Origin of the sequence: Microbacterium oxydans, from assembly GCF_000956525.1 — a bacterium.
GTDB classification, from domain to species: domain Bacteria; phylum Actinomycetota; class Actinomycetes; order Actinomycetales; family Microbacteriaceae; genus Microbacterium; species Microbacterium oxydans_A.
Genome location: NZ_JYIW01000026.1, coordinates 56,072 through 71,675, shown reverse-complemented (window position 1 = coordinate 71,675; position 15,604 = coordinate 56,072). Strand labels below are relative to the sequence as shown.

Here is a 15,604-nt window from a genome sequence, read left to right as displayed (position 1 = left end):
CAGCGCGCACTGCGCTGCCGAGTGGGTCAGGCGAGCGTGCGCGCCAACCGGCGGACGGCGCTCTTGTGTCCGTCGAGGAGCGCGGCGATCGGCGAGCGGCCGAGCGACTCCTCTTCCTCGAACAGCCAGTCGATGATCTCGTCATCGGTGAACCCGGCATCCTGCATCACGATGACCGTGCCTCGCAGCGAGCTGAGCGGGTGACCGTCGACGATGAACACCGCGGGCACGGCGAACACGCCGGTGCGGCGCGAGCCGATCAGGTAGTGCTCGTCGATGAGTCGACGCACTCGACCGAGTGAGTCGTCGAGCACCTCGACCAGGTCGGGCATCGTCAGCCACTCGGGCGCGGGGGTTCCAGCAACGTTCTCAGACACGTTGCAACTATCTCATCTCTGCGGAATGAGCGCATTTCCGGCACCTCTTTCACATTCGTCACTTGTGTCACTTGCGTTGACTTCTGTTTACTTCCGTGTCAGCGTGTCAGGAGCTCGGAAAGGGGACGTCGTGAGACTCGACACCGCCGCGCGTCGTACGCGCTATCTGCACCTGGGGGTTCCGGCAGCAGTGCTGGGGGCACTCGCAGGCACCATGGCCGCCGGTCCTGCCGCGGCCGACACCGCAGCCTCGACGCAGCCCATCGAACGCCTCAGCGGCGCCAGCCGCGTGGTCCCGCTGCAGACGGCCCCGGCCAGCTATGTGGTGCAGGCCGGGGACACCATCGCCACGATCGCGGGTCGTTTCGGCCTGCGCACGGTCGACGTGCTGACCTGGAACGGTCTCTCGTGGAGATCCGTCATCTACCCCGGACAGACGATCACGTTGCAGGCGCCCGCCGCCGCGCTCCCTGTCGCAGCGCCCGCGCCCGCGCCCGCGGCACAGACCCACACCGTCGTCGCGGGAGACAGCGTGTTCGCGATCGCGCGGAAGTACGGCACCTCTGTGGATGCCGTCCTGACCGCCAACGGGCTCACTCGGGCATCCGTCATCTACCCGGGGCAGCAGCTCGCCGTGGGCGGCAATGCCCCGCAGGCTGCACCCGCTGCTGCGGCAGCCCCCGTCGCGCAGGCCACGCCCCCTGCCGCCGGCTCGCACGCGGTGGTCGCCGGCGACACCGTGTCTGCGATCGCGAAGAAGTACGGCACGACCACGCAGGCGATCTTCAGCCTCAACGGTCTCGATGCCTCGTCGATCATCTACCCAGGTCAGACACTCATCGTCGGCCAGGCTCCGGCTCCTGCCGCCGCCCCTGCCGCCGTCGCCCCGAATGGCCAGCTGCAGGCGACGTTGACTGCTGAGCAGGCAGCGAACGCCGCACTCATCATCCGCATCGGTCGCGAGCTCGGCGTCTCCGACCGCGGCGTGGCGATCGCTCTCGCCACAGCCATGGTCGAATCCGGCATGCGCAATCTCGACTGGGGTGACCGGGACTCCCTCGGCATCTTCCAGCAGCGGCCGAGCACCGGCTGGGGCGCACCGGAGCAGATCCTCGATGCCGACCGGAGCACCCGCGTCTTCTACGGCGGTCAGAGCGACCCCAATGGGTCGGCGACCCGGGGCCTGCTCGACATCCCTGGGTGGGAGAGCATGGCCTTCACCGACGCGGCTCAGGCCGTGCAGATCTCGGCGTTCCCACAGCGGTACGGACAGTGGGAGACCCAGTCCTACGCGTGGCTCGCCCAGCATGGGTGACAGCCGAACGGAAAACCAGGGGCCCCGAGGGGTGAGGCGTTCCCGAGGCTCCCAGGCAGTTCTCAATAGAATTCTGACGTGACGTCGAATTCGCAAGCCGATCCCCTCATCGGGCGGCTTGTCGACGGCAGATACCGGGTACGAGCCAGGATCGCCCGCGGTGGCATGGCCACGGTCTACGTCGCGACCGACCTCCGGCTCGAGCGTCGCATCGCCCTCAAGGTCATGCACGCGCACCTCAGCGATGACTCCGCCTTCCAGAGCCGGTTCATCCAGGAGGCCCGCTCGGCGGCGAGACTGGCCGATCCCCACGTCGTCAACGTCTTCGACCAGGGCCAGGACGGCGAGCTCGCCTACCTCGTCATGGAGTACCTGCCGGGTATCACGCTGCGCGAACTCCTGCGCGAGCAGAAGCGGCTCACGATCCCGCAGACCATCACGATCATGGATGCGGTCCTCGCCGGGCTCTCAGCGGCGCACCGCGCCGGCATCGTGCATCGTGACGTGAAGCCCGAGAACGTCCTCCTCGCCGAGGACGGTCGCATCAAGATCGGCGACTTCGGCCTGGCCAGGGCGACCACGGCGAACACGGCCACCGGCCAGCAGCTGCTCGGAACCATCGGCTACCTGGCACCGGAGCTCGTCACGCGCGGCACAGCCGACGCACGCAGCGACATCTACGCCCTCGGCATCATGCTCTACGAGATGCTCGTCGGCGAGCAGCCGTACAAGGGCGAGCAGCCCATGCAGATCGCCTTCCAGCATGCGACCGAATCGGTGCCGCGTCCGAGCGTGCGCAACCCCGCCGTCCCGGAGCCGCTCGACGAGCTCGTGCTCTGGGCCACCGAGAAGTCGCCCGACGAACGTCCGGACGACGCGCAGCAGATGCTCGAGCGGCTTCGCGAGATCGAACGCGATCTCGGGATCACGCCGGCTCGCGCGGCGGCGACCACGCAGGCGATGCGCTCACGCTCCGACTCGGGCGACCTCACCAAGGTCATGCCCAGCAGCAGCACGATGGTCATGCCCGGCGCAACCGCACCCTCGCCGCAGGCGATCGACAATGCGACCATCCTGCGCCGCCGTGCCTCGAAGCGACGAGCACGTGGCGCCTTCCTGCTCACGCTCGTGCTCCTGTTCGCCGTGCTCGCCGGTGGCGTCGGCTGGTGGTTCGGCTCTGGTCCCGGTTCTCTGGTGGCCGTGCCCGATGTCAAGGGACTCAGCTTCGAAGACGCATCGGCCCAGCTCACCGAGGACGGATTCACTCCGGTGAGAGCCGAGGAGAACTCCATCGATGTGGATGCGGGGCTCTCGATCCGCTCCGACCCTGATGCGGGTGAGCGGCTCGACAAGGGCACCGAGGTGACCGTGTTCATCTCCCTCGGCCCGGCCTCGCACTCTGTCGAGACGTTGAACGGGAAGACCGCCGATGAGGCGCGGACCCTGCTGGAGTCGCTGAACCTGCAGTTGGCGGACGACATTCCGCTGTATTCGGATGCCGAAGCCGGCGTCGTGATCAATGCCAGCATCACGCCACGCTCCGGCGCAGAGGCATACACCTGCGGCGACGGCTGCGACGTGCTGGAAGACGACACGGCGACGCTCGTGGTCTCGCTCGGCGGCCTTCCGAACGTGACCGACATGAGCGTGGACCAGGCGACGCAGGCGCTCACCGACAAGCAGCTAACCGTGGTCGCCGAGCGCATCGAGCAGTACAGCGACAGCATCGCTCAGGGCCGCGTGATCGGCTACGCGGATCGCGCGGAAGAAGGCAACTGGCGCCCAGGCGACAACATCCAGTTGATCGTGTCCCTCGGCCCTGAGCTCTTCCCCGTACCCGACGTCGTCGACCTCACACGCGATGAGGCGAAGCGCGCGCTCGAGCGCGCCGGCTTCGCATTCGACTACAACCGCTTCTGGGACGCAGCGCCCAACGGCATGACGCGGGTCGAGGCGCAGTCGGCGACCGGGAAGAAGCCCAAGGGCACGACGATCACGCTCACCATCGGCGGAGCGTTCTGAGCGGTCGACCCCTGCCGCTCCACGCGTCATCGACCGATCACGACCCGCTCACGCGGTGACCTCGGTCTGTGCCTGCGTGACGCGACACCGCCCTCCCCGATCGCTCGGGAAGGGCGGTGTCGTCGGTCCGATCGGCGCTCAGCGCTTCTCGAGCTCCTCGGCGACCAGGAAGGCCAGTTCGAGGGACTGCATGTGGTTCAGGCGGGGATCGCACAGGCTCTCGTAGCGGGTCGCGAGTGCGGCCTCGTCGATGTGCTCCGAGCCGCCGAGGCACTCGGTGACGTCGTCACCGGTGAGCTCGACGTGGATGCCACCGGGGAACGTGCCGACTGCACGGTGCGCCTCGAAGAAGCCGCGCACCTCGTCGACCACGTCATCGAACCGACGAGTCTTGTAGCCGGTGGGCGTCGTGATGCCGTTGCCGTGCATCGGATCCGTGACCCAGAGCGGCGTGGCGCCCGAGTCGCGGACGGCTTCGAGCAGCGGGGGCAGTGCGTCGCGGATCTTGCCTGCACCCATGCGGGTGATGAACGTGAGCCGGCCGGGTTCGCGGTTCGGGTCGAGCTTGTCGATCAGCGCCAGCGCGGTGTCTGGCGAGGTCGTCGGACCGAGCTTGACACCGATGGGGTTGCGGATCTTCGAGAAGTAGTCGACGTGCGCACCGTCGAGCTCGCGGGTGCGCTCTCCGATCCACAGGAAGTGAGCCGAGGTGTTGTACGGCGTGTCCGTGCGCGAGTCGATGCGGGTCATCGGGCGCTCGTAGTCCATGAGCAGGCCCTCGTGACCGGTGAAGAACTCGACGCGCTTGAGTTCGTCGAAGTCCGCGCCGGCGGCCTCCATGAACTTGATCGCGCGGTCGATGTCGGCCGCCATCCGCTCGTAGCGCTGGTTGGCCGGGTTCTGCGCGAAGCCCTTGTTCCACGAGTGCACCTCGCGGAGGTCGGCGAAGCCACCCTGCGTGAACGCACGGATGAGGTTCAGCGTCGACGCGGCGGTGTGGTACCCCTGCAGGAGGCGACCGGGGTCGGGCTGCCGGGAGAGCTCGGTGAAGTCGTAGCCGTTGACGATGTCGCCGCGGTACGCCGGCAGCGTGACGTCGCCGCGGGTCTCGGTGTCGCTGGAGCGCGGCTTGGCGAACTGCCCGGCCATGCGGCCCATCTTGACGATCGGCATCGAGGCGCCATACGTGAGCACGACGGCCATCTGCAGCACCGTCTTGATGCGGTTGCGGATCTGGTCGGCGGTCGCGCCCGCGAAGGTCTCGGCGCAGTCGCCGCCCTGCAGCAGGAAGGCCTGGCCGGATGCGGCACGAGCAAGGCGCTCGCGGAGGTTGTCGACCTCGCCCGCGAACACCAGCGGCGGAAGCCCGGCGATCTGGCTGGAGACGTCGGCGACCCGAGCGGAATCCTGCCACTGCGGCTGCTGCTTGATGGGGAGCGAGCGCCACGCGTCAAGGGCGTCGATGTGGTGCTGGAGCATGACCACCAGCCTAGTGGTCGCTCGGGGGTCCCAGACGCGTCAGGAGCGCTGTGTGACGCGGGACGGGAGACGGTCCTTCACCGTGGAGGCGTAGACGTCTTCGTAGTGCTGTTCACCGAGCCGCTGCAGCGCGACCATGATCTCGTCGGTGACGGATCGCAGGATGTAGCGGTCGTTCTCCATGCCGGCGTATCGAGAGAAGTCCAGTGGCTCCCCGATCACGATGCCGACCCGCACGATGCGAGGCAGGCGCTGACCGATCGGCATGGCGGTGTCGGTGTCGACCATGATCACCGGGACCACCGGAACGCGTGCCTCGAGCGCCATCCGAGCGATGCCGGTGCGGCCGCGATAGAGCTTGCCGTCCGGGCTGCGCGTGCCCTCGGGGTAGATGCCGAGCAGGTCTCCCCCGCCGAGCACCTGGAGTCCGGTGTTGAGTGATGCTTCAGAGGCCTTGCCGCCCGATCGATCGATCGGCAGCTGACCGGTCGCCTTCATGAAGAACTTCGTCGCCCAGCCCTTGGGGCCGCGACCGGTGAAGTAGTCGCTCTTGGCGAGGAACGACATCCGTCGGTCGATCACCAACGGCAGGAAGATCGAATCGGCGAACGAGAGGTGGTTGCTGGCGAGGATCGCCGCACCGCTCGCGGGCACGTTGTTGCGGCCCACGATCCAGGGACGGAAGATCCCCTTGACCAGCGGGCCGATCACGACGTACTTCATCAGCCAGTAGAACATCGAGGTGAAGTCTAGCGCCGCACCCGGCATCCGCTTCCGCAGTTCTCGATCCGCACCTCGATCCGCGACTGAGTCCCACCGGACGTGCGACCCGGTGCCATGCCCTAGACTCGATCGCAACCCGTTCCGACCGGTACCGAAGGAGCTGCCGTGGTCCAGTTTGAAGTTCCCGCGATCGTCCCAGCCGACCCCGATGCGAACATCGCCGACCTCCTGGTGAAGCGCGTCGAAGCCACACCCGACCGTGCGCTGTTCTCGGTCCCGGATGGCGCCGGCTGGCGAGACATCTCCGCCGCCGACTTCCAGACTGCGGTGATCGCTGTCGCCAAGGGCTTCGTGGCCGCAGGCATCCAGCCCGGCGAGAAGGTGGGTTTCCTGGCGCGCACGACCTACGAGTGGACGCTGATCGACTTCGCCCTCTTCTATGCCGGCGCAGTGATGGTGCCGATCTACGAGACGAGCTCCCCCTCCCAGATCCAGTGGATCATGGAGGACTCCGGCGCGAGCGCGCTCATCGTCGAGTCGCCGGAGCACTTCGCCCGCGTCGACGAGGTGCGCAGCGAACTCCCGCTCATCCGTCAGACCTGGCAGCTGCACCTCGGCGCCATCGACACCCTGACCGCCCGGGGCGTGTCGGTCGATGACGCCGAGATCGAGCGTCGCCGCCAGCTCGCCAACGGCTCGGACATCGCGACCCTGATCTACACCTCGGGTTCGACCGGTCGGCCGAAGGGCTGCGTGCTGACGCACAGCAACTTCGTCGAGCTGTCACGTAACTCCGCCAAGGCGCTCGACGCGGTCGTGCAGACGCCAGGCGCATCGACGCTGCTGTTCATCACGACCGCGCACGTGTTCGCCAGGTTCATCTCGATCCTCGACATCCATGCCGGCGTGCGTACGGGCCACCAGCCCGATACGCGGCAGCTCCTCCCCGCACTCGGATCCTTCAAGCCGACCTTCCTCCTCGCAGTCCCCCGCGTCTTCGAGAAGGTCTACAACTCCGCCGAGCAGAAGGCGGAAGCCGGCGGCAAGGGCAAGATCTTCCGGGCAGCCGCCGACGTCGCGATCGAGCACTCGAAGATCGTGGAAGCCGGCGGCAAGGTCCCCTTCGGCATCAAGCTGAAGTTCGCCCTGTTCAACAAGCTCGTCTACAGCAAGCTGCGCGAGGCAATGGGCGGCAACGTCGTCTATGCCGTCTCCGGCTCCGCGCCGCTGGGCTCGCGCCTCGGCCACTTCTTCCACAGCCTCGGCGTCGTGATCCTCGAGGGGTACGGCCTGACCGAGACGACGGCACCCGCGACGGTGAACCTGGCCGACAAGTCCAAGATCGGCACCGTCGGCCCCGCGCTCCCCGGCGTCGGCGTTCGTCTCGCAGACGACGGCGAGATCGAGGTGCGTGGCGTCAACGTGTTCCGCGAGTACTGGAACAACCCGGACGCCACGGCCGAGGCGTTCAGCGAAGGCGGATGGTTCCGCACCGGCGACATCGGCAGCTTCGACTCGGAGGGCTTCCTCACGATCACCGGGCGCAAGAAGGAGATCATCGTCACGGCCGGCGGGAAGAACGTCGCTCCGGCCGCGCTCGAGGACCCGATCCGCGCGAACCCGATCATCGGACAGGTGGTCGTGGTCGGCGACCAGCGTCCGTTCATCTCGGCGCTCGTCACGCTCGACCCCGAGATGCTCCCGAACTGGTTGTCGAACAACGGCCTGCCCGCAGACATGTCACTCGCGGATGCCGCGAAGAACGCAGCAGTGCGCGACGAGATCCAGCGCGCGGTGGATGCTGCCAACTCGCGTGTCTCGCGAGCGGAGTCCATCCGCAAGTTCACGGTGCTCGATTCCGAGTGGACCGAGGCATCGGGACACCTGACGCCGAAGCTCTCGATCAAGCGCAACGTGATCATGAGCGACTTCGCAGACGAGATCGCCGCGATCTACGACGAGCCCGTCTCGACCACGAACGTCGCGATCGGGGGCTGACCTCGCCGGTCGACCGCCCCGCAGTCGACCCACCCCTTTCGCGCCGAACGGCCCCCGTGCGAACGCGCACACGGGGGCCGTTCGCGTGAAAAGGGGCCGTTCGGCAAAGTCGAGGCGACGAGCGTGGAGCGGCCCGCCTCAGAACCAGGTGCTCTCGCGCACTTCGCGCATCGCGGTGCGGCGCGTCTCGGCATCCAGCCGTGACAGGTACAGCTTGCCGTCGAGGTGGTCGGTCTCGTGCTGGAGCGCCTGCGCGAGCAGTCCCTCCCCTTCGAGCACGACCGGCTGACCGTCGAGATCGATGCCCTCGACGCGCGCCCACGGATGCCGCAGCGCATCGTGCCACAGGCCCGGCACCGACAGGCATCCCTCACCCGTGGGCACCGGCTCACCGCGCACCTCGGTGAGCACCGGGTTGAGCACGTAACCGATGTCACCGTCGATGTTGTAACTGAAGGCGCGCAGCGCGACGCCGATCTGGGGAGCGGCGACGCCGGCACGTCCCGGCAGTTCGACCGTGTCGATCAGATCGGTGACGAGTGCGCGGACGCCGTCATCGATCACGTCGATGGGCGCGCAGACGGTGCGCAGCACGGGGTCGCCGAAGATGCGGATCTCGCGGACCGTCATCAGGCGGCCTTCGCCCGCAGGCCCTCGACCAGCAGCGCTGCGAGTTCACGCGCTGCTGCGCGGGTCTCTGGCTGCAGGTGCGCGAACACGATCGTGCCACCGCCTGCGATCTGCGCGTCATACGGCATGCGCACCACGTGCTTCGCCCTGGTGGCGAAGTGGGACTGCAGCTCGTTCAGGCGGACGAGCGGTGCGCCGGGCGTCGACTGGTTCAGCACGATGACCGCCTCACGCGCCTGCTCCTCATAGCCGTTGGTCTCGAGCCAGGTGAGCGTCTCCGACGCGAGCCGCGCCTCATCGACGCTGAGGCCGGACACGATTACGATCTGATCGGCGAGATCGAGCGTCGCGGACATCACGGAATGCACGATGCCGGTGCCGGTGTCGGTGAGCACGAGGGAGTAGTAGTGCGCTGCGACCCCTGCGACATCGCGGTAGTCGCTATCGCTGAAAGCCTCTGCGATGCGGGGATCCGGGTCGGATGCGAGCACGTCGAGCCGCGTGGCGTCGCGGGCGACGATCGCGGAGATGTCATGGTAGCCCCGCACCTCATCGTGGATGCGCACGAGATCGCGCACCGACTTCGTGTGATTCGGGCGCACGACGCGGTCTGCGAGCGTGCCGCGATCCGGATTGGCATCGACTGCGATCACCCGATCATCGCGTGCATCCGCGAGCGCCATACCGAGCAGTGCGGTGATGGTCGTCTTGCCGACGCCGCCCTTGCGTGACAGCACCGGCACGAACCGGGCGCCGCCGATGAGCGGTGCCGCGATACGTGCGGACAGCGCCTTGCGCTCCTTGGCCCGACGTCCGTCGCCGATGTTGATGCGGCGTCCAGAGATCGTGTAGAGGAAGTGGCTCCACGCTCCCTCGGGCTCCGGCTTGGTCAGCCGATGCGGGTCGAGCAGACGATCGGCAGTGAGGAGATCGGCGCTCTCTCTGCCGGATTCGCTCAGGTCGTCGAGTCGCTTCGAGGTGAGGGTGACGTCGGCGCGCGCCGAGGCGCGTGTCGGCTGGGTCGCCACCGCCTTCTGCGGGGGTGTGCTCACGACACTGATCTCCTTCTCGCTCGGCGTCTCCACGCCGGATGCTGGCTGCTCGGACGATTCGACGACGGCATCCGCCTTCGCCCTGGCGAGGAACTCGGCAGCGGACCGCTGCTCAGCGGCAGCTCGGTCAGCGGCAGCTCGGTCAGCGGCAGCTCGCGCGTGCTCAGCCGCACGCTGCTCTTCCGCGGCGCGAGCCTCTTCCGCGACGCGAGCCTCTTCAGCCACACGAGCTTCTTCGGCTGCACGCAGCTCCTCCGCTGCGCGCGCTTCCTCGGCTGCACGAGCTTCCTCGGCGACACGAGCCTCCTCAGCCGCACGAGCCTCCTCAGCCGCACGAGCCTCCTCAGCCGCACGCAGCTCCTCGGATGCACGAGCCTCCTCGGCGTCCACGTCCGCGTCGGTCTCCACGACCTCCGCAGCGGGCATCCAGGTCGCCTCGATCATGACCGGCTCCTGGAGCCGATCCTCGTCGACGAGCACGGCATCGTCGATGTTCTCACGCTGCGCTGCCGAAGCGGGTGCCGTCTCACCGGCGGCCTCCTCCAGCTCCGCCTGCTCCGCAGGTGCTTCGGCCGCCGGGTCCACGGTGGGGGTGCGCTCGTGCGCAGCCTTCTTCTTCTTGTGCTTCGACCTCGGTTTCACGGTGGGCACCATGGTCGGCTTCACGATGGGCTCGACATCCGCCATCTCTCCGTCGACCGTCTCGATCCGATCCTCGGTCACCACTGGCGCAGCGACCGAGATGGCCGCCGGCTTCGCGGCCGCGACCGGGGTCACGACTTCGAGCGGGGCCTCGTCGACGATCAGGTCGACGATGACCTCACCGTCGAGCACTCCGTCGTCGGCCAGGTCGTCGTCCTCCTCCTGCGGGAGGGTGACACTGACCTGCGCGGTCCCGCTGAGGATGCCGATGGCAGTCGTATCGATGGATGCGGTGTCATCGAGCACCCCCAGCGAGTCCTCCTCGCGGGGTTCTTCGTTGTTCTTCGAGATCACGGTGTCGCTCCAAGCCTGTGCGGGGTCTCGGGTGCGCACTGCGCGACCCTCGCCCGCCCAAGATTAGTGCGCTGGGCGGATGACGAGCAAAAGGTCGCCGGCCTCGACCTGCTGCGTGGCCGAGATCGCGAGCCGCTCGACGACCCCGTCGACGGGGGCCGTGATCGCGGCCTCCATCTTCATGGCCTCGATCGATGCGACCGGTTCTCCTGCGCGGACGGCGCTGCCGACCTCGGACTTCACCGTCACGACACCCGAGAACGGTGCCGCCACCTGACCGGGAACGGAGGTGTCGGCCTTCTCGACATCGTGCGCGTCGACCGAGACGGAGCGGTCGCGCACGAAGACCGGGCGCAGCTGTCCGTTCAGGGTCGTCATGACGGTGCGCATACCCTTGTCGTCCGCGTCTCCGATCGCCTCGATCCCGATGAAGAGCTGCACTCCCCGGTCGATCTCGATCAGATGCTCCTGGCCGGCGACCAGGCCGTAGAGGTAGTCGCCGGTGTCGAGCACCGACAGGTCACCGAACAGCTCGCGCATCTGCGAGAACTCGCGCGTGGGTGCAGGGAAGAGCAACGTGTTCAGTCGCGCACGGCGCTCCTGGCTCTCACCGGCGAGTGCCACCTCGTCCTCCGCCGTGATGTCGGTCAGTCCTGTTCGCACGGTCCTGCCGGCGAGCACCTTCGTGCGGAACGGCTCAGGCCATCCGCCGGGGAGTTCGCCGAGTTCTCCGGCCATGAAACCGACGACGGAGTCCGGGATGTCGTACTTCTCGGGGTTCGCCTCGAAGTCCGCGGGGTCGGCTTTCACCGCCGCGAGGTGCAGGGCGAGATCGCCGACCACCTTCGATGACGGCGTGACCTTCGGCACACGGCCGAGGATGCGGTCGGCAGCGGCGTACATGTCCTCGATGAGCTCGAAGTCGTCAGCGAGTCCCAGAGCCTTGGCCTGCTGGCGCAGGTTCGACAGCTGGCCGCCCGGGATCTCGTGGTGGTACACGCGACCTGTGGGTCCGGGGAGTCCGGACTCGAACGGCGCGTACTGGTGACGGACCGCCTCCCAGTAGGGCTCGAGATCCGAGACGTTGCCGAGATCGAGTCCGCTGTCCCGCTCGGTGTGCGCGAGCGCGGCGACGAGCGCCGAGAGCGACGGCTGGCTGGTCGTGCCGGACAACGGGGCGGATGCCGCATCGACCGCGTCGACGCCGACGGCGCTTGCCGCGAGAAGCGTGGCCAACTGCCCGCCGGCGGTGTCGTGCGTGTGCAGGTGCACCGGCAGATCGAAGCGCTCGCGCAGTGCCGCGACGAGCTTCGCCGCCGCAGCAGGACGGAGAAGCCCCGCCATGTCCTTGATCGCGATGATGTGGGCACCGGCCTCGACGATCCGATCCGCGAGCGCCAGGTAGTAGTCCAGCGTGTACAGATCCTCAGCAGGGTCGAGCAGGTCACCGGTGTAGCAGAGGGCGACCTCGGCGATGGCGGTGCCGGTGCGGCGGACCGCCTCGATCGCCGGCCGCATCTGCTCGACATCGTTCAGTGCGTCGAAGATGCGGAAGATGTCGACGCCGCTCGCTGCAGCCTCGGCGACGAAGGCGTCCGTGACCGCCGTCGGGTACGGCGTGTAGCCGACCGTGTTGCGTCCGCGCAGCAGCATCTGGATCGCGACGTTCGGCAGCGCAGCCCTGAGCTTGTCGAGCCGCTCCCACGGGTCCTCGCCCAGGAAGCGCAACGCCACGTCGTAGGTCGCCCCGCCCCAGGCCTCGACGGAGAGCAGTCCTGGCGTCAGCTGCGAGATGTACGGGGCGACTGCGACGAGGTCCTTGGTGCGCACGCGGGTGGCGAGCAGCGATTGGTGGGCATCGCGGAAGGTGGTGTCGGTGATCGCGAGCGCGGACTGCTCACGGAGGCTTCGTGCGAAGCCCTCGGGGCCGAGCTCGAGCAGGCGCTGCCGTGACCCTGGAACGGGCTCGGCTGTGAGGTCGGCAGTCGGCAGCTTGGTGCGAGGGTCGACCGAACCGGGGTGCGCACCATGCGGCTTGTTCACGGTGACATCGACGAGCCAGTTCAGGATCTTCGTGCCGCGGTCCTTCGACACGCGTCCGCGCAGCAGGTCAGGCCGCTCGTCGATGAACGAGGTGCTCACGTCACCGGCGATGAACGCCTCATCCTCGAGCAGCGCCTGCAGGAACGGGATGTTCGTGGAGACTCCGCGGATGCGGAACTCCGCCAGCGCTCTGCGAGCACGGGCGACAGCTGCCGGGAAGTCACGACCGCGGCAGGTGAGCTTCGAGAGCATCGAGTCGAAGTGCGGGCTGATCTGCGCACCCTGATGCACGGTGCCGCCGTCGAGACGGATGCCGGCTCCACCGGGTGAGCGGTACGTGGTGATCTTCCCGGTGTCCGGCCGGAACCCCTGGGTCGGGTCCTCGGTGGTGATGCGGCACTGCAGGGCGGCTCCGCGCAGACGCAGGTTCTGCTGCTGCAGACCGAGCTCTGCGAGTGTCTGGCCCGCGGCGATCCGCATCTGGCTCTGCACGAGGTCGACGTCGGTGACCTCCTCGGTCACGGTGTGCTCGACCTGGATACGCGGGTTCATCTCGATGAACACGACCTCGCCGGTGCGCTCCCCCGCCGTCTCCAGCAGGAACTCGACCGTGCCCGCGTTCTCGTAGCCGATCGAGCGTGCGAACGCGACCGCGTAACCGTGCAGAGCGGTGCGCACGCTGTCGTCGAGGTTGGGAGCCGGAGCGATCTCGACCACCTTCTGGTGGCGTCGCTGGACCGAGCAGTCCCGTTCGAACAGGTGCACGGTCTCGCCGGTCTTGTCGGCGAGGATCTGCACCTCGATGTGTCGCGGGCGCACGACGGCCTGCTCGAGGAACATCCGCGCGTCGCCGAAGGCGCTGGCGGCCTCACGCATCGCCTCGGCGAGAGCGGGTGCGAGCTCCTCGGCGGTCTCGACCCGCCGCATACCTCGACCACCGCCGCCGGCGACCGCCTTCGCGAAGAGCGGGAACCCGATGTCCTGCGCCTGCGCGACGAGCTCCTCGACGTCGTCGGATGCCTCAGTCGATCGCAGCACCGGCACACCGGCCTCGACGGCGTGCCGTTTGGCCTCCACCTTGTTGCCGGCCATCTCGAGGACGTTCGCCGGCGGTCCGATGAAGACGATCCCGTTCGCGGACGCCTGCTCGGCGAGGTCGGGGTTCTCCGAGAGGAAACCGTAGCCGGGGTAGATGGCGTCTGCGCCGGCCTCTTTCGCGACGCGGATGATCTCATCCACGCTCAGGTAGGCGCGGACCGGATGCCCCCGCTCCCCGATCTCGTAGGCCTCGTCGGCCTTGAGCCGGTGCATCGAGCCCCGGTCTTCGTACGGGAACACGGCCACTGTCTTCGCACCGACCTCGAATGCGGCACGGAAGGCACGGATCGCGATCTCGCCGCGGTTCGCCACAAGGATCTTCTTGAACATGCACACCTCTGAAAGCTCGATGTGCGGCACAATCGACGCACATGGGGCGGGGCTGAGTGTTCCCTCAGCCTAGAGGAAGGTAACGTGGAGTCCGTGCACGTACTCAGCGTCAGCTCCCTCAAGGGAGGCGTCGGCAAGACCACGGTGACCCTCGGCTTGGCCTCAGCGGCCTTCGCCAGGGGTGTCCGCACCCTCGTCGTCGACCTCGACCCGCAATCCGACGTGTCGACCGGCATGGACATCCAGGTCGCCGGCCGTCTCAACATCGCCGATGTCTTGGCGAACCCGAAGGAGAAGGTCGTCCGACAGGCGATCACCTCCAGCGGATGGGCGAAGGTGCACCCTGGCACCATCGATGTCCTCATCGGCAGCCCCTCCGCCATCAACTTCGACGGACCGCACCCGAGCGTGCGTGACGTCTGGAAGCTCGAAGAGGCCCTCGCGGCAGTGGAGGCCGACTACGACCTCGTGCTCGTCGACTGCGCCCCCTCGCTCAACGCACTGACCCGCACGGCATGGGCCGCCAGCGACCGCGTCATGGTCGTCACGGAGCCCGGCCTGTTCTCAGTCGCCGCCGCTGACCGCGCACTCCGCGCGATCGAGGAGATCCGCAGAGGACTCTCCCCTCGCCTGCAGCCGCTCGGCATCGTGGTGAACCGCGTTCGCCCGCAGTCGATCGAGCACCAGTTCCGCATCAAGGAACTGCGCGACATGTTCGGGCCGCTCGTGCTCGCACCCCAGCTTCCTGAACGCACCTCGCTGCAGCAGGCGCAGGGCGCCGCGAAGCCGTTGCACATCTGGCCGGGTGACTCCGCGCAGGAGCTCGCCGCAGATTTCGATCAGCTGCTCGACCGCATCATCCGCACCGGACGCATCGCCGTCCCGGAAGTCGGCGCCCAGAACTGATCATCCACGCGCACAGCGAAACGGCCACTCTCGACATCGAGGGTGGCCGTTCTTCGTGATGCGTCGGTGCCTGTTGTGTCAGGCGGAGCGCTTGGTCCGGCGTGCGGACAGTTCGTCGACCGGATCGGGTGCCGTGGCGTCGAACTCGACGAGCGTGGACTCGACCTCGCGCAGAACCTTGCCCACCGCGATGCCGAAGACGCCCTGGCCGCGGCTGACCAGGTCGATGACCTCGTCGTTCGAAGTGCAGAGGTAGACCGAGGCACCGTCGCTCATGAGCGTCGTTCCCGCCAGGTCGCGGATGCCGGCACGGCGGAGCTCCTCGACGGCGGTGCGGATCTGCTGCAGCGAGATGCCCGTGTCGAGCAGGCTCTTGACGAGCTTGAGCACCAGGATGTCGCGGAATCCGTACAGGCGCTGCGAGCCGGAACCGCTCGCGCCGCGGACGGTGGGCTCCACCAGCTCGGTGCGGGCCCAGTAGTCCAGCTGACGGTACGTGATGCCGGCTGCACGAGCGGCGACCGCACCGCGGTAGCCGACCTCGTCATCCATCGCCGGCAGACCGTCGGTGAAGAGGAGTTCGGTCACGAACTGAGGGTCTCCCCCGAGCTCATCCGCATTCATCTGAAGTCCTC

The 15,604-nt window shown here is 67.8% G+C and carries 11 protein-coding genes; 4 read left to right on the top strand and 7 right to left on the bottom strand.

The window, feature by feature from the left end; all coding sequences use genetic code 11:
* Positions 1-26: 26 nt before the first annotated feature.
* The gene (locus RS83_RS12885) at positions 27-377 is read right to left on the bottom strand and encodes an Rv2175c family DNA-binding protein (RefSeq protein WP_045279943.1); all 351 of its coding nucleotides are present in this window, start codon (positions 375-377) and stop codon (positions 27-29) included.
* A gap of 130 nt (positions 378-507) precedes the next feature.
* On the opposite strand from RS83_RS12885, the gene RS83_RS12880 reads away from it, so the two are divergent.
* Positions 508-1,692: a LysM peptidoglycan-binding domain-containing protein gene (locus tag RS83_RS12880; protein ID WP_052679114.1), complete on the top strand. Its 1,185-nt coding sequence runs from the start codon at positions 508-510 to the stop codon at positions 1,690-1,692.
* 78 nt (positions 1,693-1,770) lie between these two features.
* Complete coding sequence (gene pknB, locus RS83_RS12875; protein WP_045279942.1) at positions 1,771-3,714, top strand: Stk1 family PASTA domain-containing Ser/Thr kinase; 1,944 nt, start codon at positions 1,771-1,773, stop codon at positions 3,712-3,714.
* Between the two features lie 138 nt (positions 3,715-3,852).
* Here the strand turns inward: pknB and RS83_RS12870 are convergent, their stop codons facing one another.
* Both RS83_RS12870 and RS83_RS12865 read right to left on the bottom strand, forming a co-directional pair.
* Positions 3,853-5,193, bottom strand: coding sequence for a class II 3-deoxy-7-phosphoheptulonate synthase (locus tag RS83_RS12870; RefSeq protein WP_045280817.1), 1,341 nt, complete (start codon positions 5,191-5,193; stop codon positions 3,853-3,855).
* 39 nt (positions 5,194-5,232) lie between these two features.
* Positions 5,233-5,931 carry a lysophospholipid acyltransferase family protein gene (locus RS83_RS12865; RefSeq protein ID WP_045280816.1) on the bottom strand — a complete coding sequence of 233 codons (699 nt, stop codon included), beginning with the start codon at positions 5,929-5,931 and terminating at the stop codon, positions 5,233-5,235.
* 150 nt (positions 5,932-6,081) lie between these two features.
* Between RS83_RS12865 and RS83_RS12860 the strand changes: the two genes are divergently transcribed.
* Positions 6,082-7,914: an AMP-dependent synthetase/ligase gene (locus RS83_RS12860; protein ID WP_045279941.1), complete on the top strand. Its 1,833-nt coding sequence runs from the start codon at positions 6,082-6,084 to the stop codon at positions 7,912-7,914.
* A gap of 138 nt (positions 7,915-8,052) precedes the next feature.
* On the opposite strand, the gene def is transcribed toward RS83_RS12860, so the two are convergent.
* The 3 genes from def to RS83_RS12845 are packed head-to-tail and all read right to left on the bottom strand — an operon-like array spanning position 8,053 to position 14,063.
* A complete protein-coding gene (gene def / locus RS83_RS12855) occupies positions 8,053-8,544 on the bottom strand; it encodes a peptide deformylase (RefSeq protein WP_045279940.1) in 492 nt (163 codons plus the stop codon).
* A complete protein-coding gene (locus RS83_RS12850; RefSeq protein WP_231587784.1) occupies positions 8,544-10,631 on the bottom strand; it encodes a MinD/ParA family ATP-binding protein in 2,088 nt (695 codons plus the stop codon). The genes def and RS83_RS12850 overlap by 1 nt, the downstream gene beginning before the upstream one ends.
* A 24-nt stretch (positions 10,632-10,655) precedes the next feature.
* Entirely contained in the window at positions 10,656-14,063 is a 3,408-nt protein-coding gene (locus RS83_RS12845; RefSeq protein WP_045279939.1) for a pyruvate carboxylase, read from the bottom strand.
* A 93-nt stretch (positions 14,064-14,156) separates the two neighbouring features.
* Between RS83_RS12845 and RS83_RS12840 the strand changes: the two genes are divergently transcribed.
* Positions 14,157-14,969 (top strand): ParA family protein, encoded by an 813-nt coding sequence (locus RS83_RS12840; RefSeq protein WP_045280814.1) that lies wholly within the window; start codon positions 14,157-14,159, stop codon positions 14,967-14,969.
* Positions 14,970-15,047: 78 nt separating this feature from the next.
* Here RS83_RS12840 and RS83_RS12835 read toward each other — a convergent pair whose 3' ends face one another.
* Entirely contained in the window at positions 15,048-15,593 is a 546-nt protein-coding gene (locus RS83_RS12835) for a MerR family transcriptional regulator (protein WP_045279938.1), read from the bottom strand.
* Positions 15,594-15,604: the final 11 nt, after the last annotated feature.

Excerpts from the sequence above, each read along its gene's own strand:
- RS83_RS12870 (WP_045280817.1), bottom strand. The coding sequence starts at position 5,193 with ATGCTCCAGCACCACATCGACGCCCTTGACGCGTGGCGCTCGCTCCCC.
- RS83_RS12865 (WP_045280816.1), bottom strand. The coding sequence starts at position 5,931 with ATGTTCTACTGGCTGATGAAGTACGTCGTGATCGGCCCGCTGGTCAAG.
- def (WP_045279940.1), bottom strand. The coding sequence starts at position 8,544 with ATGACGGTCCGCGAGATCCGCATCTTCGGCGACCCCGTGCTGCGCACC.
- RS83_RS12845 (WP_045279939.1), bottom strand. The coding sequence starts at position 14,063 with ATGTTCAAGAAGATCCTTGTGGCGAACCGCGGCGAGATCGCGATCCGT.
- RS83_RS12835 (WP_045279938.1), bottom strand. The coding sequence starts at position 15,593 with ATGAATGCGGATGAGCTCGGGGGAGACCCTCAGTTCGTGACCGAACTC.